This is a genomic window from Flagellimonas alvinocaridis (assembly GCF_004916895.1).
GTDB lineage: Bacteria > Bacteroidota > Bacteroidia > Flavobacteriales > Flavobacteriaceae > Flagellimonas > Flagellimonas alvinocaridis.
In genome coordinates, this window is sequence record NZ_SNTZ01000002.1 from 295,827 (window position 1) to 318,645 (window position 22,819).

The 22,819-nt window shown below is 42.1% G+C and carries 22 protein-coding genes; 9 read left to right on the forward strand and 13 right to left on the reverse strand.

Annotated features, from left to right (window positions below):
• Positions 1–108 precede the first annotated feature (108 nt).
• Together EZV76_RS06675 and EZV76_RS06680 are read left to right on the forward strand one after the other, a co-directional pair.
• Positions 109–597, forward strand: a complete 489-nt coding sequence (locus tag EZV76_RS06675) for an FMN-binding protein (RefSeq protein WP_236640871.1) — start codon at positions 109–111, stop codon at positions 595–597.
• Positions 597–1,091, forward strand: coding sequence for an Aq_1264-related membrane protein (locus EZV76_RS06680; RefSeq protein WP_136565821.1), 495 nt, complete (start codon positions 597–599; stop codon positions 1,089–1,091). The genes EZV76_RS06675 and EZV76_RS06680 overlap by 1 nt, the downstream gene beginning before the upstream one ends.
• A 35-nt stretch (positions 1,092–1,126) precedes the next feature.
• Here the strand turns inward: EZV76_RS06680 and EZV76_RS06685 are convergent, their stop codons facing one another.
• Positions 1,127–1,477: a DUF6686 family protein gene (locus EZV76_RS06685; RefSeq protein WP_236640872.1), complete on the reverse strand. Its 351-nt coding sequence runs from the start codon at positions 1,475–1,477 to the stop codon at positions 1,127–1,129.
• Between the two features lie 147 nt (positions 1,478–1,624).
• On the opposite strand from EZV76_RS06685, the gene guaB reads away from it, so the two are divergent.
• Entirely contained in the window at positions 1,625–3,097 is a 1,473-nt protein-coding gene (guaB, locus tag EZV76_RS06690) for an IMP dehydrogenase (RefSeq protein ID WP_136565823.1), read from the forward strand.
• 15 nt (positions 3,098–3,112) lie between these two features.
• Here guaB and EZV76_RS06695 read toward each other — a convergent pair whose 3' ends face one another.
• The 3 genes from EZV76_RS06695 to lysA form a co-directional block, all read right to left on the reverse strand.
• Positions 3,113–3,628, reverse strand: a complete 516-nt coding sequence (locus tag EZV76_RS06695) for a thioredoxin family protein (protein WP_136565824.1) — start codon at positions 3,626–3,628, stop codon at positions 3,113–3,115.
• A 70-nt stretch (positions 3,629–3,698) separates the two neighbouring features.
• Positions 3,699–4,112, reverse strand: a complete 414-nt coding sequence (locus EZV76_RS06700; protein WP_136565825.1) for a DUF3995 domain-containing protein — start codon at positions 4,110–4,112, stop codon at positions 3,699–3,701.
• A 1-nt stretch (position 4,113) separates the two neighbouring features.
• The gene (lysA, locus tag EZV76_RS06705; protein ID WP_136565826.1) at positions 4,114–5,352 is read right to left on the reverse strand and encodes a diaminopimelate decarboxylase; all 1,239 of its coding nucleotides are present in this window, start codon (positions 5,350–5,352) and stop codon (positions 4,114–4,116) included.
• 161 nt (positions 5,353–5,513) lie between these two features.
• Here lysA and EZV76_RS06710 point away from each other — a divergent pair, with 161 nt between their 5' ends.
• From EZV76_RS06710 to EZV76_RS06730, 5 genes are all read left to right on the forward strand, one after another.
• Entirely contained in the window at positions 5,514–6,152 is a 639-nt protein-coding gene (locus EZV76_RS06710; RefSeq protein WP_136565827.1) for an LON peptidase substrate-binding domain-containing protein, read from the forward strand.
• Between the two features lie 128 nt (positions 6,153–6,280).
• Complete coding sequence (gene sucC / locus EZV76_RS06715; protein ID WP_136565828.1) at positions 6,281–7,474, forward strand: ADP-forming succinate--CoA ligase subunit beta; 1,194 nt, start codon at positions 6,281–6,283, stop codon at positions 7,472–7,474.
• Positions 7,475–7,834: 360 nt separating this feature from the next.
• A complete protein-coding gene (locus tag EZV76_RS06720) occupies positions 7,835–8,170 on the forward strand; it encodes a hypothetical protein (RefSeq protein WP_136565829.1) in 336 nt (111 codons plus the stop codon).
• Between the two features lie 117 nt (positions 8,171–8,287).
• Positions 8,288–8,689, forward strand: a complete 402-nt coding sequence (locus EZV76_RS06725; protein ID WP_136565830.1) for a TerB family tellurite resistance protein — start codon at positions 8,288–8,290, stop codon at positions 8,687–8,689.
• A 118-nt stretch (positions 8,690–8,807) separates the two neighbouring features.
• Entirely contained in the window at positions 8,808–9,233 is a 426-nt protein-coding gene (locus EZV76_RS06730) for an Hsp20/alpha crystallin family protein (RefSeq protein ID WP_136565831.1), read from the forward strand.
• 88 nt (positions 9,234–9,321) lie between these two features.
• On the opposite strand, the gene uvrB is transcribed toward EZV76_RS06730, so the two are convergent.
• The 5 genes from uvrB to EZV76_RS06755 are packed head-to-tail and all read right to left on the reverse strand — an operon-like array spanning position 9,322 to position 17,596.
• Complete coding sequence (gene uvrB, locus EZV76_RS06735; protein WP_136565832.1) at positions 9,322–11,310, reverse strand: excinuclease ABC subunit UvrB; 1,989 nt, start codon at positions 11,308–11,310, stop codon at positions 9,322–9,324.
• Between the two features lie 49 nt (positions 11,311–11,359).
• Positions 11,360–13,108, reverse strand: a complete 1,749-nt coding sequence (locus tag EZV76_RS06740) for a T9SS type B sorting domain-containing protein (protein WP_136565833.1) — start codon at positions 13,106–13,108, stop codon at positions 11,360–11,362.
• A gap of 1 nt (position 13,109) precedes the next feature.
• A complete protein-coding gene (locus EZV76_RS06745; RefSeq protein WP_136565834.1) occupies positions 13,110–15,824 on the reverse strand; it encodes a T9SS type B sorting domain-containing protein in 2,715 nt (904 codons plus the stop codon).
• Between the two features lie 29 nt (positions 15,825–15,853).
• Positions 15,854–16,687 (reverse strand): ABC transporter permease, encoded by an 834-nt coding sequence (locus EZV76_RS06750; protein ID WP_136565835.1) that lies wholly within the window; start codon positions 16,685–16,687, stop codon positions 15,854–15,856.
• A gap of 12 nt (positions 16,688–16,699) precedes the next feature.
• Positions 16,700–17,596: an ABC transporter ATP-binding protein gene (locus tag EZV76_RS06755; RefSeq protein WP_136565836.1), complete on the reverse strand. Its 897-nt coding sequence runs from the start codon at positions 17,594–17,596 to the stop codon at positions 16,700–16,702.
• Between the two features lie 74 nt (positions 17,597–17,670).
• On the opposite strand from EZV76_RS06755, the gene EZV76_RS06760 reads away from it, so the two are divergent.
• Complete coding sequence (locus EZV76_RS06760) at positions 17,671–18,747, forward strand: hypothetical protein (protein ID WP_136565837.1); 1,077 nt, start codon at positions 17,671–17,673, stop codon at positions 18,745–18,747.
• On the opposite strand, the gene EZV76_RS06765 is transcribed toward EZV76_RS06760, so the two are convergent.
• Genes EZV76_RS06765 through EZV76_RS06780 form a run of 4 tightly spaced genes read right to left on the reverse strand, consistent with a single transcriptional unit; the run spans position 18,744 to position 22,819 of the window.
• Positions 18,744–19,802, reverse strand: coding sequence for a nucleoid-associated protein (locus EZV76_RS06765; RefSeq protein WP_136565838.1), 1,059 nt, complete (start codon positions 19,800–19,802; stop codon positions 18,744–18,746). The two genes, EZV76_RS06760 and EZV76_RS06765, sit on opposite strands and share 4 nt — an antisense overlap.
• A 32-nt stretch (positions 19,803–19,834) precedes the next feature.
• Positions 19,835–20,335 (reverse strand): IS1096 element passenger TnpR family protein, encoded by a 501-nt coding sequence (locus EZV76_RS06770; protein ID WP_136565839.1) that lies wholly within the window; start codon positions 20,333–20,335, stop codon positions 19,835–19,837.
• A gap of 43 nt (positions 20,336–20,378) precedes the next feature.
• A complete protein-coding gene (locus tag EZV76_RS06775; RefSeq protein ID WP_136565840.1) occupies positions 20,379–21,392 on the reverse strand; it encodes a COX15/CtaA family protein in 1,014 nt (337 codons plus the stop codon).
• Positions 21,389–22,819, reverse strand: a complete 1,431-nt coding sequence (locus EZV76_RS06780) for a CCA tRNA nucleotidyltransferase (protein ID WP_136565841.1) — start codon at positions 22,817–22,819, stop codon at positions 21,389–21,391. The genes EZV76_RS06775 and EZV76_RS06780 overlap by 4 nt, the downstream gene beginning before the upstream one ends.

Consider the following 22,819-nt stretch of genomic DNA (forward strand, 5'->3'; position numbering starts at 1 on the left):
GTAGGGTGGATGTAATATTCCACCCTATTTTTATTCGTAATGAGTCTAAATTAATATATTTGTGGGATGAAATCGGCAAAACCATATTTAGCTATCCCCTTTATTTTAATGCTACTTGCATTCGCCGCTCCAAAGGAGGTCAACAAGAGAGTGCTGAAAGAAGTGGAAAAGACCTTCGAGGTAGTTGATTTTACCATGCAGCCCATTACGATTACGAATGACTTGAACACCAAACTGCCTACTAAGATATCAGGGGAGAATTTGTATCGAATCACTGCTGGAGATTCAACTTTGGGATATGCATTTTTTGACCAGGCTCCGAGCAAAACTGCAAAGTTTGATTATTTGGTGTTGTTTGATGGCAGCGTAAAAATCATCAATACAAAAGTATTGGTCTACCGGGAGGAATACGGTGGTGAAATTGGGAGCAAAAGATGGTTGAAGCAGTTTTTGGGAAAAACAGGCGGTGATCGTGTAAACAGTGAGACCAATATAGATGCCATCTCCGGTGCCACCATATCGGTGAATTCCATGACCAAATCCATGGACAATCTGCTTCAGACGATAGGAATACTTCAGGATAAAGGACAGCTATAATGGTATATAACGGTGTGTTGTCTACATTCCCCAAAGAGATTCGCTTGTTCATAAGCACCTTTGTTATTATACTATCCATTGGATTTTTCACGGGATTGCTCTTTATCAAAGAAACCGATTCTACAACACCTGCAGGTATCGAGGAAAATTATTTGGGCAACGAGGAAGATGAAGAAGCCACGGTGATGAAGTTCAAGAAGGGCGACCGTGAGATGCTCACCATTGTGCACACGCATATTCTGTCCATGTCCATGATCTTTTTTTTGTTGGGAGGATTGGTATGGTTGACTCGTTTACCAAAAAAATGGAAGCTCTTTTTGACGATAGAGCCTTTTTTATCGGTGGTATTGACCTTCGGGGGCATTTACCTGATGTGGAAAGGCATATCTTGGTTTAAATATGTAGTTATTTTTTCAGGCATATTAATGACCCTTACGTATACTTGCTCCGCCGCATTGGTTTTGTGGCAGTGTGCTAGGCCATCGCGAAAGTAACGAGTATTGGATGTGGGGGGAAAGTCCTTTCGAAATCAGTTTTCAATAAACGTATAATCAATATCATGGTAGCCGATAAGTTCTGGTTGGAGCTTTTCGTAACGCAGTAGCTGCTTTATTTCGATAAGCTCTTCCTTGTTCACCAAAACAATGAAATGTTTCTTCCCAACCGAAATGGGGATTTTACGCTGTTGCGACCAATGTTTCAGCTGTTTTTCCCAATACGATGCATCCAACTGGTGGATATACTCTTTAAAAGCATCCAATTCCCATTCGTATAATTCAAAACACAGGTTGTTGAAAATCAACTGAAATAGCTTGCTTCTATTGCAAAAGGTCAATATACCATTCTTGGATTGGTCTAAAATGATGAGGGATTCACACATATCAAATTGGATTATGGGATAAATATATTAATTATTTATAATAAGTCTAAATAAAAATAAATTTTATATACCATTAACCAAATGCCAAAATAGATAGATATGAACTAAAATAGTGGTACATTTGCACGCAATTAATTCGTAATTGCAATGGAAGCCCACCTAAACAAAATTGTTGGCGAAGGATTGACCTATGATGATGTCCTGCTTGTGCCAGCATATTCCGAAGTACTTCCTCGGGAAGTCAATATTCAATCGAAATTTACAAGAAACATTACCATTAATGTTCCTATTGTATCTGCTGCTATGGATACGGTCACTGAATCCCGTATGGCCATAGCTATGGCTCGCGAAGGAGGCATTGGTGTGCTTCATAAGAACATGACCATCGAGCAGCAAGCCCTTAAAGTCCGTAAGGTTAAAAGAGCCGAAAGTGGTATGATCATGGATCCTGTTACTCTTCCTTTGGATTCTACGGTTAGGGATGCCAAAGCCAATATGAAGGAGCATAGCATTGGGGGAATTCCAATTGTGGATGATAATAAAAGATTGATAGGAATCGTGACCAATAGGGATTTGCGGTTCGAAAAAAATAATGATCGCCCCATTGCGGAGGTCATGACTTCGGAAAATTTGGTCACTGTTGGTGAGGGTACTTCATTGCAACAGGCCGAGGTAATTCTTCAAGAAAACAAAATTGAAAAATTACCGGTGGTGAATGACAAGGATGAATTGGTTGGACTTATCACCTTTCGGGACATCACCAAACTAACCCAGAAACCCATTGCCAATAAAGACCAATACGGTCGCTTGCGTGTTGCTGCTGCGGTTGGGGTAACGGCCGATGCTGTGGAAAGGGCAGGGGCCCTTGTAAATGCTGGTGTGGATGCAATTATTATCGACACAGCACACGGTCACACCAAAGGTGTGGTCGGTATCCTAAAGGAAGTCAAAAAAACATACCCAGAGCTTGATGTGGTCGTGGGTAATATCGCTACTGCCGAAGCAGCCAAGTATTTGGTCGAAGCCGGAGCCGATGCCGTAAAAGTGGGTATAGGACCAGGGTCTATATGTACCACCCGTGTGGTTGCCGGAGTTGGCTTCCCGCAATTCTCCGCTGTACTGGAAGTGGCTGCTGCCATAAAAGGTACTGGGGTTCCTGTGATTGCCGATGGTGGTATCCGATATACTGGGGATATTCCCAAAGCTATTGCTGCTGGGGCCGATACGGTGATGCTGGGTTCTTTGTTGGCAGGTACCAAGGAATCTCCTGGAGAGACCATTATTTATGAAGGTCGAAAATTCAAATCGTACCGTGGAATGGGTTCTGTTGAGGCCATGAAACAGGGCAGTAAGGACCGCTACTTCCAAGATGTGGAAGACGATATCAAGAAATTGGTTCCTGAAGGCATTGTGGGACGTGTACCCTACAAAGGTGATCTATACGAGAGCATGCATCAATTTATTGGTGGTCTGCGTGCCGGAATGGGCTATTGTGGTGCCAAGGATATAGAAACCCTTAAAGAAACTGGGCGATTTGTGAAAATCACTTCCAGTGGTATCCATGAAAGCCATCCGCATGATGTAACCATCACTAAGGAAAGTCCAAATTATAGTAGATAGTAAAATTAAACGGATTTATTTTCCAGCGTAGGTCTGCCAATCCTGATCTTTGTAGATATTGTCCCCAAAGTAACGGGCAATTTGTAGAAAGGGCTCTACCTTTTGGTATCCGGGTACCGGAGATAACATTTTTAAATCCTCATCCAAAAAGACCACCGTGGGATAACTCATTTTTCCTTGCAGTAAGGCTGCGGCAAATTCATGGTAACCTCTTCTTCCAGAAGGGACAAATTTGAAGGTCTTACCTTGAAATTCAATGGGGTCTTTCCCTTCGGCGTCCAACTTTACCATGTAAAAATTGTCCTGCATGTAAGCGGAAACCTCAGGATTTTGAAAGGTGTCCTTGTCCATTTTTTTACACCATCCACACCAATCAGTGTACACATCGATGAATATTTTTTTGGGCTTGGCATCGGTTTGTGACAATTGTACAGCTTCTTCCCAAGATACCCAATTGATATCCTGTGCTTGGGCCTGAAACCCTGTCAATAGAAGAAACATTAAACTGATTTGGGTAAAAATTGTGCGCATAGTGCCTATGTTTTGAGGTATTGGTCTCTTAACCAATACAAAACTAACGAAAATTGTGCCAAAAAAGTATTCAACCCCAAAACTCCAAAACGAAGATAAGCGCAGCAATGACCAAGGTCAATGGGGAATAGAACTTTGAATCCATTCCCGCAAAATTGGTGTTCTTCACTGTCTTGAAAAAACCAACGTATCTAAAATCCCCAATGGTCCTTACTAAAAACAAAGCGCCAATTCCCAAAGAGATATGGGTCAACCCTTCAAAATTGAAAAACTCCAAAACCTTGTTAAGGTAAATAGAGGCAAAAAGTGCCAAAAACAAACCTACGAGGAATGTGCCTGCTTTCCCGGGCCGCATCAATAATTGACCATCTTCATTGGTGGGGAGCACCCGTGTGGGGTCCTTGATACCAAAAAGAACCCAATACAAATGCAATCCGGAAAGGAAGATAAATACAATGGCAAGCAATAGGGCAATGACCCCCATCTTATTTTACAGCTTCTTTTTGGGTTACTTTGAATAAATCTTTGGTATCCACCTGGTTTCTTAAAATATCATCAAACGTTTCCCTTTCCCTAATTAGGTGCGCCTTGTTTTTATACCATAAAACTTCAGCTGGCCTATATCTGGAGTTATAGTTGCTGGCCATGGTAAAACAGTAGGCTCCGGCATTTTTAAAACAGAGAATATCTCCTTCCGATATTTCGTTGATCCTGCGATTGCTGCCAAAAGTATCCGTTTCACAGATATATCCCACAACGGAGTAATACCGTTCCCGCCCCTTGGGGTTGGAAATGTTGATGATGTCGTGACTAGAACCATATAGCATAGGTCTGATAAGGTGATTGAATCCAGAGTCAACACTTGCAAAAACGGTGGATGTGGTCTGTTTTACAACATTGACTTTTGCCAAAAAGTAACCAGCCTCGCTCACCAAGAATTTGCCAGGCTCAAAGGCCAAGGTAAGTTCGCGACCATATTCGGCACAGAATTCATTGAAACGTGCGGTCAATTTTTTACCCAATTCTTCCACATTGGTTTGAATGTCACCTTTTTTGTAAGGAACCTTAAATCCGCTTCCAAAATCTATAAACTCCAAATCTTTGAAGTTTTTGGCGGTTTCAAATAGTATTTCAGATGCATAAAGGAATACATCAATATCCAAAATATCGCTTCCTGTATGCATGTGAATACCATTTATATTCATGTTGGTAAGTTCCACAATGCGGAGTAAATGCGGAATTTGATGGATGCTGATACCAAACTTGGAATCGATATGACCCACAGATATCTTAGAGTTTCCACCGGCCATCACGTGCGGGTTTATTCGGATACATACTGGAATATCAGGATGCTTGCTTCCAAACTGTTCCAAAACGGATAGGTTGTCTATGTTGATTTGAACTCCAAGTGCCGCAGCCTGTTCAATTTCTTCCAAGGAAACACCGTTGGGAGTATATATGATGGATTCAGGCGCAAAACCTGCCAATAGCCCAAGTTTTACTTCTTGTATGGAAACCGTGTCCAAACCACTTCCCAAATGGTTCATAAACCTAAGGATGCTGATATTGGACAGTGCCTTGGCGGCATAATTCAATCTTAGGTTTGGAACCCCTTCAAACGCTTGGGTCAATCTATGGTATTGTGAGGCTATTTTTTCGGCATCGTAAACGTAAAGTGGAGCACCAAACTCGCCGGCAAGCTTCAATAAATCTTTGGAATTCATATGGATTAGTCTTTCCGACAAAACTAAGCCTTGTACTCGGGTTGTACAAGAATAAAAAGTAGAGAAATATTTTTGTAACAAATTGTTTTATAAATAACAAATGACTTTTTAAATACTTGCGCCTTTGGGTTTCACATTGTACATTTAGGCAAACTCCAACAATGAAACTACCACTATTTCCACTACAATCTGTTTTTTTTCCGGGTGAGACCGTTCCCTTGCACATTTTTGAAGAGCGATACAAGCAACTGATCAATGATTGTAGAAATGAAGCGATCACTTTTGGAATACCAGTGTTCATCAACAATACCTTATCCTATGGAACCGAGGTGCAATTGGTCGAGGTTGTAACGACATACGATAATGGTGAAATGGATGTGATCTGTGTGGCACGTCAGGTGTTTAAGATGCTTTCCTTTGAAAATCAAATGGAAGGGAAGTTATATGCGGGTGGAGATGTTGAGTTTTTGGATATGGAGAACAGCGCAGATGAGAAACTTAGAGTGGAAGTCCTTGAAAAAGTGGAAGAGTTATATGGCCTAATGGATGTTCCCTTTACCCAAATTTCCCCAAAACAGTTCAGTAGTTATTCCTTGGCACATAAAATGGGACTTTCCTTTGAACAGGAATACCAATTGCTACAGATTTCCAACGAAACCGATCGCTTGCTGTTCATCAAAGGTCATTTGGAATCCACCACGGCTATTCTAACCCAAGTAAACCATGCCAAAACCGTTATTGAAATGAACGGGCACTTTAAGAATTTTGACCCTTTGGACTTCGAAGACTTTAAAATTTGAAGGTTCAATTCAACAAAAAGCACTACAATTGTCATAGGTAATGGATTGGAAGGCAATTATTCTTTTTTCATCTTCTATTTCTCGGTGTGGTTTTCTATTTTTGTCAACGAACAAAAGTTAATTCACAGATGAATCTTCACGAATATCAAGGAAAAGAAATTTTAGCCAGTTTTGGAGTAAGGATACAACGCGGAATTGTTGCCCGAAACGCGAATGAAGCGGTAAGCGCCGCCAAACAACTTACTCAGGAAACAGGTACGGGATGGCACGTGATCAAAGCTCAAGTGCATGCTGGAGGCCGAGGTAAAGGCGGAGGCGTTAAATTGGCCAAGAACTTGAAGGAAGTTGAAGAATTGGCAGGAAGCATCATAGGGATGAACCTTATTACTCCACAAACATCTGCAGAGGGAAAGAAAGTACACCAAGTATTAATTGCTGAAGATGTTTACTATCCAGGAGATAGTGAAACCAATGAGTTTTATATGTCTGTATTGATGAACAGAGGTACAGGTAGAAACATGGTAATGTACTCCACGGAAGGTGGGATGGATATTGAGGAAGTGGCTGAAAAAACCCCTCATCTTATTTTTACCGAGGAAATTGATCCCGCAACAGGTCTTTTGCCGTTTCAGGCTAGGCGTATAGCTTTTAATCTAGGGCTATCCGGAAATGCGTTCAAAGAGATGGTGAAATTTGTTACTGCCCTTTACAAGGCATATGAGCAAAGTGATGCCAGTCTTTTTGAAATCAATCCAGTCCTTAAGACTTCTGATGATAAAATCATGGCCGTTGATGCCAAGGTGTCTATAGATGACAATGCATTGTATAGAAGAAAGGCCTATGCCGAAATGCGTGACCTTCGTGAGGAAAACCCCATTGAAGTTGAAGCTAGAGAGGTGGGGTTGAACTATGTGGATTTGGATGGTAACGTGGGCTGTATGGTGAATGGTGCCGGATTGGCCATGGCTACTATGGATTTGATAAAAATGGCCGGTGGTGAACCTGCCAACTTTCTGGATGTTGGAGGAACGGCTGATGCAAAAAGGGTGGAAGAGGCTTTTAGAATCATCCTAAAAGATCCGAATGTAAAAGCAATATTGATCAATATCTTTGGCGGTATTGTTCGTTGCGATAGGGTGGCACAAGGTGTGGTGGATGCCTATAAGAATATGGGCGACGCCATTAAGGTTCCCATTATCGTTAGATTGCAAGGGACCAATGCCGAATTGGCCAAAGAAATCATAGACAATTCTGGATTGGCCGTGCATTCTGCTGTACAGTTCCAAGAAGCTGCGGATAAAGTAAAAGAAGTATTGGGGTAATTTCCGTAATACTCCAAAAGATAAGGGCAACGTTTTTTTAACGTTGCCCTTTTTTATTTTTCTTGATCCAATACAAAAACCATTTCAAGGTATTCAAACTTTTGCTGTTTTTGATAGATGTTTTAATCTAAAAAGGAGAAGTGTGTTGATAAGCTTGCAAACCACTTCCGTGATGATGGGAAAGCATGAATATTAAGCCAAGGTTACAGAAATTAAATGTCAGTTAAATCGCACCGTTGGTGTATTGATTTCGGTTTTTTGGAGCGTAATTTTGCCTTGTCTTTCAAAAAGAAACGTTCATTAAAGAGTTGTAAAACCTATTCTTAAGCATCATCAAAATCAGAAAACAAAAACGAAATCATGAAAAAAATCAAAGCTATTACATTGACTTTTACGTTGTTCGCAACTATGGCCCTTTTTGCCAATCCAAGTACCGAAGAAAATCCTGAAAAAAGCCTTTGCTCCCAAATCCAAGGGATGTTGAAAAACAATACCCTTAAATTAGCTACTGAGGATTGGACGGCACAAGTTATTTTCACCATAAATAAAAACGGTGAGCTTGTGGTGCTTTCAGTGGACACAAAGAGTAGTACTCTTGAAGGGTTCATCAAGAGCAGATTGAACTATCAGAAAGTGAAATTGGAAGGAATCCCTTCCGGAAAAGTATTTGCTGTTCCTGTTCGGGTTACGGCATAGCAGAAGCTATTGTTCAACTATTTCAAAAAGCCCTGAATCGTATCGGGGCTTTTTTATGCACTAAATTTTGAGTTTTCGAGTTATGTAATATAGGAACCTATCTAAAAATCTGCACCTATGGGTACCTACGAGGAAAAATTAAGTATTCTTTCAGAGATGATCGCTTTTGCAAGGGTGGATCATTCTTTGAAGGAATCTGAATACCAATTTTTACTCAAAGTGGCCCTGAACTTAGGTGTGCAAAGGGATGTATTTGATGGACTTCTCAAAGAAAACTCCCCAAGGATTGTGCTGAAAACCCAAGCTGAACGCATAGTTCAGTTTCACAGGCTATTGCTTTTGATGAATGTTGACCAAGAACAACACAAAAAGGAAGTGAACACCTTGTACAATATCGGACTTCATATGGGGTTACCTCCGGCAGCTATCGGTCAAGTGCTCGAGGTCATGCACAACTATCCAGATAAAGTAATTCCACCAGATGTGCTAATCAATATCTTCAAGGCGCATTACAATTAATGTCATTTTGTCATAACATTTTGTTAAAACCATGTCAAATAGACATGATTTGTGCAGTGGTACATAATTTGTCCTATGCATGGTGATTTAAAAGTTTAACCTAAAAAAGTAAATCGCCATGAGTATAGTAAAGAGAAACAATCTATTTTTCCCCGCTTTGTTGAATGATGTTATGGGACCGGATTGGTTCGGTGGCACCGACAAGTGGAATACTACTGTTCCTGCTGTAAACATTAAGGACAATGAGAAAGAATTTGAGCTTGAATTGGCTGTTCCCGGTGTCAAAAAAGAGGATTTTACCGTGGAAGTTGACCATGACGTGCTTACCGTTTCCAGTGAAATAAAGTCGGAAAGCAAGGATACCAAGGAAAATTACACCAGAAAGGAATTTTCGTATTCATCATTTAAAAGAGCTTTCACCTTACCTGAAACGGTAGATGGCTCTAAAATCGATGCAAAATATGAAGATGGGGTATTGAAATTGACGTTGCCCAAGAAAGAAGAAGCATTACCAAAACCCAAGCGCCTGATTTCTATTGGGTAAATAAAAAATGAAACGCACCAACTAGAGGTGTTTCATGATGGTTAGTTAGTTGGCGCGCTCCGGCAGAAATGTTCGGAGCGCGTTTCATTTATTCCTGTTCTTGGAGCATCTTTATTTCATCCCGAAGTTTGGCTGCCTCCATAAAGTTGAGTTCTTTAGCCGCTTTTTCCATGGCTTTTCTCTTTTCACGAATCAACTTTTCTTTTTGATTCTGGGTAAGGTATTCCAAATCTGGTTCTGCGGCACGCAGTTCCTCTTTTTGGAAATGATAGGTAGATACAGAATTTCTGGCCAATGCACTGTCCAAGCTCTTATTCAGTGCCTTGGGGGTAATATTGTTTTCAAGATTGTACGCCATTTGCTTTTCCCTGCGATAGTTGGTCTCATCAATAGTTTTCTTCATACTATCGGTTACCGTATCGGCATACATAATGGCCTTGCCATTAAGGTTACGTGCCGCGCGGCCTACAGTCTGTGTCAATGAGCGGTTACTTCGCAAAAAACCTTCTTTGTCGGCATCCAAAATGGCCACCAACGACACTTCAGGCAAATCCAGTCCTTCCCTGAGTAGGTTGACCCCGATCAGTACATCAAAAAGCCCTTTTCGTAAATCCTGCATAATCTCTACCCTTTCCAAGGTGTCCACGTCACTGTGTATGTATCGGCAGCGAATATCTATCCGAGCCAAATACTTGGTCAATTCCTCTGCCATACGTTTGGTAAGGGTGGTGACCAAGGTTCGTTCATCGAGTTCCACCCGCTGTTGTATTTCTTCCACCAAATCATCTATCTGATTTGCACTGGGTCTTACTTCTATAATGGGGTCTAGCAATCCTGTGGGACGGATGACCTGTTCCACATACACACCTTGACTCAGTTCCAACTCATAATCAGCAGGCGTGGCACTTACATAGATAACTTGATTTTGAAGTGCTTCAAATTCTTCAAACTTTAAGGGGCGGTTGTCCATGGCTGCAGGTAGACGGAAACCGTATTCCACCAAATTCTCCTTTCTCGAACGGTCGCCACCGTACATGGCATGTACCTGTGGGATGGTCACATGGCTTTCATCGACAACCATCAGATAATCGTCTGGGAAATAATCCAACAAACAGAAAGGCCGTGTACCCGGTTCCCTTCCATCCAGATATCGGGAGTAATTTTCAATTCCGGAGCAATAGCCAAGTTCGCGGATCATCTCCAAATCAAAATTGGTACGTTCGTCCAGTCGTTTAGCTTCCAGTGGTCGGCCTATTTCTTTGAAATAATCAACTTGTTTTACAAGATCATCCTGTATTTGGTGTATGGCATTTTGAAGCACATCTGGCGATGTCACGAACATATTTGCCGGATAGATGTTCAGTGAATCATAAACCTCAATGACCTTATTGTTGAAGGGGTCCAATGCTTCAATTTCTTCTATCTCATCCCCAAAAAAATGGATACGAAAAGCATGGTCGGCATATCCTGGGAATACATCCACAACATCTCCCTTTACCCTAAAGTTTCCATTTCTAAAATCTGCTGTGGTACGGGAATAGAGGCTTTGTACCAGTTGTTTTAAGAATTTAGTTCGGGAAATCACCTGATCTCTGTGGATGGAAATCACGTTCTTTTGAAACTCGATGGGGTTTCCTATACCATACAAACAGGAGACCGAGGCAACCACCAATACGTCCCTTCTGCCTGAAAGGAGGGATGAAGTGGCGCTGAGACGGAGTTTTTCTATATCCTCATTGATGGAAAGGTCCTTTTCTATGTACAATCCGCTAGAGGGTATATAGGCTTCGGGCTGGTAGTAATCATAATAGGATACAAAGTATTCCACGGCATTGTTGGGAAAAAACTGCTTGAATTCGGAATACAACTGTGCGGCCAAGGTCTTGTTATGGGCCAGCACCAGCGTGGGTCTCTGCACCGATTCCACCACATTGGCCACGGTAAAAGTCTTTCCAGAGCCGGTCACCCCCAATAAGGTCTGGTGGCCCTCATTTCCTTCAATGCCCTCTACCAATTGTTTTATGGCCTGTGGTTGGTCACCTGTGGGTTTAAAATCTGATACTACCTGAAATTTCATAGGATAAAAATACTAAAGGGTAGGGCTATAATAAAGCAAATGGGTAATATTATCGCTTTAGTGTGAAGTGTCCTTTTATTTCCCTGTTGGAGTCATCAACAGCCCTGAACCAATATTCGCCAGCAGGTAACGGACGGCCATTAAAATTCCCATCCCAGCCCAAAGAGTTTTGGGAGATTTCCTTTAACAGTGCCCCATATCGATTAAAAATATAAATGCTTTGCAAAACAACTACGTCACCATTTGGGGGTTGAATGAACTGCCAGAAATCATTGATATTATCTCCATTGGGGGTAAAAAACTTTGGGAATCCCTCCAAGGTCAGGTCCTGCGTAAACCTTTTCTCGGCTATGCCACATCCATTTTTGTCCCTAACGTAAAATGTATGTGAGCCAGGCTCCAATCCCCTAAAAATGTTATCATCAACATAGGGTCCATCCCTATTATCCACAGCATATTCATAGTCTCCGCTTCCAGATGCTTCCACACGAATCTCTAAACTTGTTCCCGCATTGGAAGCCTGTAATCGTTCAATGGTAGGTGACTCCGAGGAGACCACGTTAAACACTTTGGTCGTGGGGCATTCAATAATATCTCCCGATTGGGTCACAAGGTTGTAGGCTTCATATCTGTATGAGCCATTTTCGGTCAATGCCACTTCATTGGTCTGGGAAATTAGGCTCTCGGCACCAAATTGATCTATTTGATACCATCTAAAACCATCGGCAACATCATCAGAAGAAATTATTAGGGGAGCTTCATTTTCACAGAAAGATACACTGTCCGGGAAATCAATTTCCGGATTTAGGGTTACAAATTCACCCGAAGCCAAATCCAAATAGGGACCGCATCCCAGCAAGGTTGAAAAACTCTCTTGGATGCAACTTTGGGCAGAACCAGCATCATTAAATGGAATTACCCTGATGAAAAAGGTCTGATTGGGCACAAAATTTAGTACAGGAGTGGAATTTGTGAAAAATGTGGCATTATCCAAAATGTCCGCTCCGTTGGGCGTTGATCCAATGGTTACCCGGTAACCTGTTGCATCGGGAACCTCAAACCATTCCAGAAGCGGGGTCAATGGTACATTTATTTCGCCATTTGGAGGGTATACCATACTTGTGCAGCTGGGTAAGGGGGAGACCTCGCTGGTGGTAAAACTCTGAGAGGGACAATTGGTGGCAGCCCCTATGCTGTTGTAGGGTACAATGGTAACATAAATGGTTGTTTCGGAAGGTAGTTCTCCAGGTGGGTCGTAGCTTAAATTGTTTCCTGCATCAAATGTGTTCAAAATATCGACACCGCCAGGAGTAGTGCCCAAGCTCACATAATACCCAGTGGCGCCATAGGTATATTGCCATCTAATGTTGGAAGCGGGATTTACATCGGTGGCCATGTCAACTGGATTGGTAGTTTGGGTACAAGCAGGGGGCTGTGTCAATGTTTCCGTGGTGAAACTTTGAGTAGTACAGATAATGTCGGGTTGGTCAAAAAAGAACAATGTTATGGTTACATATATCGTGGTGTTCTCCGGTAGGCCTTTGGGAGGAGTATAGTTGGGCGAATTCCCGACGTTTTGGGCATTGAGCAACTCTGTGCCTCCAGGCGACGTGCCCAGTGAAATAAGGTATGCCGGGACTCCGGGCACAGATTCCCATGAAATGGTAGTGTTAACGGCCACATTGGTTGCTCCATTAACAGGATTGACCAAGTCTGGGCATTGCTGTCCATGGGTATTTAAGACCATGAAAAGCAAAAAAAACGTAATGCCTATTGTTTTTCCAATTCCTATTGACATATTATCGTTTTAGAGTGAAATGCCCTTTGAAAACCCGACCGTCTTGCAAGGTAACCGCAAACCAATAATCTGAAGCGGGGAGGTGACTGTTGTTGTACATGCCGTTCCAACCTTGAGTTTTTGGACTTACTTGGGCCAAGAGTTTCCCGTATCGATCATAGATTAAAATTATACTTTCTGGTTGAAATTGTTCATTGATACCGATAATTTGCCAAGAATCGTTGATTCCATCTCCATTTGGGGTGAAAAATTTGGGATATCCAATAACCGAGATCATTTTTTTGGATAGGCCACAGCCATTTTTATCCCGAACATGGCCTGTTAATAATCCAGGTTCTACGTTTTCAAACAATGGAGAATCTTGATATAAGATTCCATCCAATGAATATTCATAATCGCCATCTCCCGAAACCTGAATTTCGACAATATTGTTTTCGGAGATATCGCTTACCAAGATATCTTTGATCAAAGCTTTGTTCGAGGGCAATATTTTGAACCGGGCAGTGTTGGTACATTCCATCGACCCATTTGGGGTAGGATAAATGTTACCTGCCTCAAGAATGTAGTTTCCAGTTGAGGTAACCTGCATATTTTGCTCATTCGCTATAAAGATATGGTCATTGCCTTCCTCCCGATACCAACGGTATATATCAAAACCATCCGGAGCGTCAATGGAATGAGGTGGCCCATCAGTACACCATATGACCTCGTCCATAAAGTCTAATGTTGGCACCGGGTATACCACTAGGTTGATTAAGTCTACGTCTTCACAGGCATTGGTATCTTCAATTCGCGCAAAGATTGTGGTGGAAGTGGAAATATACTCTTTATCTATGGGGTTTTGTTCCAAAATGGCATCTGACTGTGTAGGATAAAATGAAACTGTGGAAAGCGGGTAGTTTGCTTCCCTATACGCATCGAGGTCAAAAAAACCCGCCAGAAGTACATCATGGGGATCTTCATCACAGATGGGAAAATATTTTTCATCTTCCTCTGTCAATACTATCGATTCTACTATCAATTGAAGCTCCCCAACATTTTCGCATCCATTGGCATCCACAATTTTGTAATAAATGATTTGATCAAACGGGGTTGTGTTTGAATAGCCCACTGGATTTGGAATGGGATTGTCCAGATTCGCATCCGTCATGGACTCATAAAAAGTGAAGGAAAAGGAATTGTCAAAGATGGCTTCATTCAAATTGAACTGGGTGACTCCATCGATGTTGTTATTCATCACGATATCACACTGCGACAAAGAAAGTGTGGGAGCATTCGGAATTGCATTCACCGAAATGAACGCTTCACCAATGATAGGGCATATACTGGGATTGTTAGAGATGATTTCCAGACTGTACCGACCGGAATCTGAAAATGAAGCTGGGGCAACGGTTAATACATTTGTTGCATTGGATATTGGATTTCCATTCTTTTTCCAATGGTATGTGGCATTGGGAATACTTTCTGCTTCCAAAGTGAATTCATCACCTTCACATATGCTGAGCGATGTGGATGTGGTGCCATCATCATTTTTTATGAGCTCGACCCTATTAAAGAATGATTGGACAAAAGGGGGAAGTCCTTGATTGGCAATGCCATTTCCCAAATAGACTGCGTCATGGATGTAATTGGCAGCAATACCCTTTTCGTTGGGGTTTTCTATGACTCCGAGATGGTCCGATCCTATAAGGTAGTTTTCTGCGGTGGTTCTGTAGATTTTTCCATTTTGACCGAGTTGCAAAGCACCTCTATAGATGGGTCTTTGGTCCAACTCAACCTCAGTTGAGGCTATGTTGGGTTCGGTGATGTCGTATTGGAGCAATGAAGAAGAATGTACGCCTACCTCTATTGGCGCCGCATCGTTAAAAGTGTGCACGTATAGGAACTGCTGGTTGGGCGAAAACTCCAAACCATAGGCAGATTTATTGGGTACGGATACTTTTATCTCCTTTTGTTGGGACAGTAATCCGGTATCCCCATTAAAACTGTAAATAAATAACCCGGAATTGCCATTGGCACTGGCCAGAACATTTCCATCTGCTGAGAATTTCAAGTAGCCTCTGGGATCTTCGATGTTTAAATTATTGAAAGTACTTGTGACCGGAGTGGTATTTACTCCATTTTCGTCAACCTGAAAAGCATAATAGGTGTTGAAAGGCCCAGGGTTAGAGGTTTCAGGACCTAGAGTGACCACCCAAATGGACTGGTCCAAACAGTTTTTTAGTACAGCGGCAATTTTTTCGGAACAATCAGGGAGCAGATTAATGTTTTTTTGGGTAATGGTCCCATTGCCTCCATCCAACGTAAGATCTACTATGGAATAGTTCAAACCGCGGTCAAGATCGTTCTGGGAGGTTGAAGTATCAACGGAAAAGATGTAAATAATGTTAGGGTCATCCGGTTTTTGGACGATGATTGCCGATTGGGTGCTTGAAGGGTCTCCATATAACCCTGCTCCGTTTACCATGACATCATGGTTTTTGTTGAAGACCCGAATGCCGTCCGTATATAAAATAAGGTTGCCCGAAGCATCCGATAGAGAGGCGCAACCCTCTAAGGTATTAATCCTACTATCGGTAAGGGAAGTGACGCTCCCATCATTGTTGAACTGTATTCCAGCACCCTTTCCAAAATACCAACGGGAAGTTTGTCCCTGACCAAAAATAGAAAGAGGGGATAGGCAAAGAAATAGAATAAATAAGTATTTACTTAGCATTCAGCATAATAAGAGTATCTCACAAGATACTACAAATCACGCTTTTTGAGGAGTAGGTAGGACAAATAGATGAATACTGCCGTCCAAAAGAGGACGATCAAGAACTCGTACCAATAGGTATGGTAGTCAAACCGAAGGTTTTCACCAATTTGGTCACCAATATTCTGTACCGCTGAAAGCCGGGTTCCCGGTTCTTTGATGAGGTTCATCATGGACTCCAATGGAAAGAAGTCCTTTACTTTTTTTGCGGCGGGCCAACTCATGACCTTCCAGCCCAACAAACCAAAGATGACCTGTTCCAGAATGGTCCATAAAATCAAGAAGCCCAAGGCAAAAGCCGACCGTTTCACCAAAATGCCCAAAAAGAGACAGAAAGAGAAAAACCCCACCAACTTCACAAAAAAGGCCAATAGAAACTCCAAATCCGAAAAAATGATGGAGAGTTCGTTATAGTCGGAATAAATCAATCCCAAAATCAAGGATACCGCAAACACAAAAACAGTTGAAATCAAGGCAAAGGAAACCACGGTGAGAACCTTGGACAATAGAAATTCCTTTTTGGATAATCCATCAATAAGGTTTTGTTTGATGGTTTTATTGCTGTACTCATTGGCCATCATGGAAACAATGACAATAGCCAAAAACAGTTTAAAAATGGCAGTGACGAAGGTATTGAAGTGCCATATATAGGGGAAATTAAATATTCCTTGGTCGGCCAAATGAAACTGGACCGGGCCGATGTCGAACTTTATTGCCGCAATCAATGCTATAGAAGTAAGCAGCACAAAATAGGAGATGATAAGAACCTTGCTGGCTCTATTGTTCCAGAGTTTTATGAATTCTATTTGTAGTAGACGTACCATTTCGTAATTAGGTTAGTTGTTTTTGGTAAGACTTAAAAATTGTTCCTCCAGACTTTCCTTGCGCTTTACCAAATGGGAAAGGATAATGCCTTTGTCATATAGCATTTTATTGAGGGACTCCGCGTCCATTTCTTCTTTGAGGTAGGCAGTAAGGGTGCCGTTAAAACTGTTTATTTTTCCAAAACTGGCATGGGTTTCCAACAGTTCTTTCATTTTTTCCATATCTGCTGAACGAAGCTCAAAAAAGCCGTGACTTGCCATCATTCCATCTACCGGTCCTGAATATAATTTTTCCCCTTTACGCAGGATGACCACATGTGAACACACTTTTTCAACTTCGTCCAATAAATGGGACGCCAATAAAATAGTGGTGCCTTGCCCGGCAATGGTTTTGATGATCTCCCGTATCTGATGGATGCCTTGGGGATCCAATCCATTGGTGGGCTCGTCCAAAATGAGGATTTCAGGGTCATTGAGCAGGGCAGAGGCGATGGCCAAACGCTGCTTCATTCCAAGGGAATAGGTCTTGAATTTACTGTCTTTCCTGTCCCAAAGACCGACCAGTTTCAGTTTTTCTTCAATTTTGGCACTAGGAACCTCCTTAATCTTGCACACCAGTTTTAAATTCTGGATGGCCGTCATGTACGGGTAAAAATTGGGACGCTCTATAATGGCTCCCACTTTTTTCAATGCCTCATGGGTCGAAGTGGAACCATCAAACCAACTGAAATCACCGGAAGTGCGGTTCACCACATTTAAAATAATGCCCAAAGTAGTGGACTTGCCACTGCCATTGGGGCCTAATATGCCATAAACATTACCCTTTTCTATAGTAAAGGACAGGTCGCTTACAGCCGTTAGAAGACCAAATTTTTTGGTGAGATGATTTACGGTGAGTATAGTCTCCAAGACAGAATCGTTTTTTGATTAGTTTATAGTAACTTGACGAGGTATAGCGTAATTTGTTACAAAATAGGAAAAGAATGTCCGAGGAAAGACTGATGTCCAAGAAAAAGCCTGCCTACCCGGTCCATAAAAAACTGGATAGTTACCTCCATAAATACAATAGAAAAATAGAGATTCCCATTTTCTATGATGATTTGCTCCGCTTTTCGGGGTCTGTGGTGGTCTACGATGCCAATGAAGAGGACACGCTCTGGGTAAGGGTGTATTACTCTGATTTTGATCGACAGGAAATCGATATGAGCTTAAAACAGGTGTATTCTATTTTGCATTCGGATGGTAGTGACCGAATTCTGGAGTATTTAAATGTAGATGCCATTGATTTTTGCACTTTTGGCAATTCTAAACCTTTCCGTATCAAAGTGCGGAATATCCTCAATGACAACTACACTTATTTTTATGTGAAGAAGACCGATGCGTCAAGGATATACGGTTTGGAATTGGAACATATGCTCTCCCCATACAACCTTAACTTTTTGGTATATAAGGGAACGCTTATCGAAGAGCATATCGCGGGAATTCCGGGTGATGTCTTCATCAAGGATATGCTGCCCAAATGTTCCGAATCCGAAAAGGCCCAATTGGCCAAGGAGTTCGTGAAATTCAACGAAAGGTGTATGATTCGGTTATTGGGTGATATGCGCTCCTATAATTATGTCATTGTCCCGGTCCATGATTTTGATCATGTGGTCTACAAAATCAGGGCCATTGATTTTGACCAGCAGTGCTTTGAAGGAAAATTGAAAGTGTACCGTCCCCAGTTTTTTAAAGAGAACTATAAAATGGTGGAACTGGTACGCGCCAAATTGCAAAAAGATTCGGTAGATCAGTATAAAATTGAGGAACGCTCCATAGTGGCCAAGCGTATCCTAAGCTCTGGAAACCGTATTCGTAGGCTGATTGCCGCTGTTAAACCCGATACCATATCGCTTCCGGAGAACATTGAACAATTAAAGCACGAAATCTATGATCTCACCAAGGATATGGACTTTAAAAAAAGCACGACCATGGGTGAAGTATTGTCGCTTGCGTTGGATTTTGTAAAACGAAATTATGAGGATGTGAGCATGAAACAGATCATCGAGAAGAAATTCTAGCTCTTCTGTTCCTTGTTGAAATACACCAAATAGTAGTACATCTGTCGTTCCTCGTCCCAACCTTTTTCCACAAATTTTTGGGCGGATTCCGGATTGATGAAATCCATTTTAATCTGGATGTTGGTGTCCAGATTGATAACATTCTTGATTTTTTTCCGGGCATCGGATACAGCCTTGTTGGCAATATCAAAATTGGAAACGTCCTCAATGCTGTATTTGGGACCTTTTTCAACCTTGTAGTGTTTGAACTCGGGAATTAAATCTGGGTTTTCCATCACCTCATTTAAAAAAGAGGTTTCCTCAAAAGCATCGTTCTTGGCAAAGTGGTTCACCGCGCGGTTCATGAAGAGTACTTCCTGTTGTTTGTCCTCGGCGGGCAATACCACGTCCTTGGCAAAGTTTTGACAGAACTTGAGGTAGTTTTTGGTATAAAAGTTTTCATCGGTCAAGGGAACAAGACCCAAAAAGTTCTCCAGCCAATATTTGGCATCGTAGCGGTTACTATCAACGGACAAAACTTTGAACCCTTCTTCCTTTTCCATGTTGAAAATGATGCAGCCCTTGTCCAATTTGTTGATATTGATGCCTTGGCGGATCAAAATTTCCAGGTTCTGTTCCTTTTCTTGGAATTGAAGGAAGTCATGCTTCAGCTCACTTTTGAAAATCCCCACGGCATCCGTTTTTTTATTGTCGATGACCATGTCCGAAAAATGCACCACATACACTTCCCCGCTTTTGATGTGGGGGTGGTTGGATTGTTCAAAAAGGTGACTGGTGATTTTTTTGGAGGCCTGATGGGCCGTTCCATAATCCAAGAACAATTCCGCAACCGATTTGTACACTTCATTGAACTCCAAATCAACGTCATTAAAGAACCTAAAATAGTTCTCTTCCTTCTCCCGAAAAGGCTTAAAGAAGTATTCTTTGAGCAATCCGGCCATTTCATCATTTAATGAGAAAGGCTCCGCAGACAAAAAGGCGGATTCGTTCTTGCTCTTGTTTCCCACTCTGTGGAGGGAGATACTTTCGATTTGGGCGGAATATAGGTTTAGCATTTTTTAAGTTAGGAGTTAGGAGTTAGGGGTTGTTAGTTCCAGTTTTCGTCAAAATCCATGTCGTCGTAACTGTCCAGAAGATTGTCAAAATCAACGGAAGCATCGGGATCTGATTCGAATTTTTTTTCTGGTGGGGAATCCGGGAGTTCCCCAAAACTGAAGAGGATGTTCGGATAGACCCTTCCGTCTTCCTTGTCCACAATGTCAGCCAATTCCACAAAGAAAGTCCACATACTGAAAAAGTCGTACACATAAATCAACTTTGGGGATTGTTCGGTCATTACATCGTCAAGAACAGTTTCGTTCATCAACCGGACATCGGAACCGTTCTCGCTCATATCGAATAAGGCGATTTCCTCATCTTGGTTCCATTCCTCGTCACAGGTATAAAAAGAGGCCATTTCACCACCCTCAAAACCAAAGGCTTGGGTTATGGCATTATGGAATTCTTCCAACGTGTTGTTATCCTCAATTTCAATATCCCTGAAGATATCTTCCTCAGCATCAAGAATAATCCTGATCTTATAAATCATCCAAAAATTTTTAGAGTGGGCACAAATTTACGACAAATAGGTGTTATTTGGTGAACCGATGCAAGGTAAAGGTCATGGCTGCCAATAGGAAAAATGCTCCGATCTGGTGCGCAATGCCCAACCACAGGGGAACCGCATATATCAGCGTCAATACTCCCAAGATAAATTGTAAAAAGACCAAGGCCAGTAACAATTTCAATCCTTTTTCCTGAAGGGGCGTACGTTCCACTTTTCGGGTCCTGAACCAAATAAGCGCTATGAATCCAACTACAATATAAGCCAAGTAACGGTGTACGAACTGCACACCACTCTTGCCTTCAAAAAAGTTTTTGATTACAGGCTGATGTTCTATGTAAACGGTCTCGTGCATTAGTTTTCCCTCACTCATCATGGGCCAATGGTTGTGGATAAAACCAGCGTCCAATCCGGCTACAAAAGCGCCCCAGATGATTTGAAGCAGCAAGACCACATACCCAACACGGATGAGGTTTCGTATGTTGCGGTTGATTTCTTTTTTAGTGGGGTAGATCAGGTCCAAGGCCACCCAAAGACTGAACGCGAAGGTAAGGAAGGCCATGGTGAGGTGGGATGCCAACCTAAAATGGGACACATCGGGATGGTCCACCAATCCGCTTTTTACCATATACCAACCCAAAAAACCTTGAAATCCACCTAAAAACAAAAGGACCAAACATTTTTTAATGGTAGGCCGGTCCAGTTTTTTAGTGAACAAAAAGTAGAGGAAAGGTAAAATAAAGACAATGCCAATAAACCTTCCAATGAAGCGGTGCAACCACTCCCAAAAGTAAATATCCTTGAAATCTTCGATATCAAAATGCGAATTCAGCTTTTGGTACTCTGGGTACTGTTTGTACAGGTCAAATGCCTCCTGCCATGCTTGCTCGTTCATGGGAGGAAGGGTGCCGTGGATCAATTTATAATCCGATATGGAAAGCCCGGAATGGGTAAGACGGGTAATACCACCCACCAAAACCATCACAAAAATGAGCGCGCAGCCCGTCAACAACCAATACACAACAGCTTTGTTCGTTTTCATTCCGATTGGACTTTTAAGTTCAATTTTTTGCCTTTTTCCAGCATAAACTGGTAAGCGGCCTCATATTCATTGGGAATTTCACCTTCCAAAATGGCTTCTTTAATGGCCTCTTTGATGATGCCAATTTCCTTTGAGGGCTTTAAATTGAAAGTTTTCATGATCTCCTCGCCGGAAACCGGAGGTTGAAAATTGCGAACGTGGTCCCGTTCTTCCACTTCCACTATTTTTTGGCGGACAATTTGAAAATTGTTCTTGTATCTTCTTTGTTTCTTGGGATTTTTGGTGGTGATGTCCGCTTCGCAGAGGGTCATAAGGTCATCCACATGATCACCGGCATCAAATACCAATCGCCGTACCGCAGAATCGGTTACATGGTCTTCAGCCAGAACAATGGGTCTGGAACTCATCAACACCATTTTCTGAACGAATTTCATTTTTTCGTTCAAGGGCATCCGTAACCGTTTGAAGAGTTTGTAAACCATTTTGGACCCCACAAATTCATGGGCATGGAAGGTCCAGCCAATTTTTTTATGGAACTTTTTTGTGGGTGCCTTTCCAATGTCGTGCAGAAGCGCGGCCCATCGCAACCAAAGATTATCCGTGGTTTCAGAAATATTGTCCACTACTTCCAAAGTGTGCCAAAAATTGTCCTTGTGGCGTTGTCCTTCAATCTCCTCTATGCCCTGTAAAGCCGTTAATTCTGGAAGTATAATCGGCAAAAGTCCCGTTTTGTGCATCAATGAAAGACCTACGGATGGTTTTTCACTGAGCAATATCTTATTTAGCTCGTCCACAATCCGCTCCCCGGAAACAATCTTGATGCGTTCTTGGTTTTCCGAAATGGCTTGGAGCGATTTCAATTCTATGGTAAAATGCAGTTGGGAGGCAAACCGAATGGCCCGCATCATCCGCAAGGGATCATCGGAGTAGGTGATGCCCGGTTCCAAAGGGGTCCGGATGATTTCCCTATCCAAATCGGCCAATCCGTCAAAAGGATCTAAAAGTTGCCCGAAATTGGCTTTGTTCAACGCCAATGCCATGGCATTGATGGTGAAATCACGTCGATTTTGGTCATCTTCCAAAGTGCCATCCTCTACTATGGGTTTTCTACTGTCCCGGTGGTAGCTTTCTTTCCGTGCGCCCACAAACTCCAGTTCCAAATCCTTGTGTTTGATCATGGCGGTCCCAAAATTCTTGAAAACCGAGATGTCCGGTCTTCCTTTTAGTTTTTTGGCCACGGCTTTGGCAAGCTGAATTCCACTGCCTACGGCAACAATATCAATGTCCTTGGGCGTTTTTCGGTTTAAAAAGTAATCACGGACATATCCACCAATCACATAGGAGTCCACGCCCAATTCATCGGAAGCTTCCCCGATAAGTTGAAAAATAGGATGTTGTATGGCCTCTTTATGGAATTCCTGCGTCAT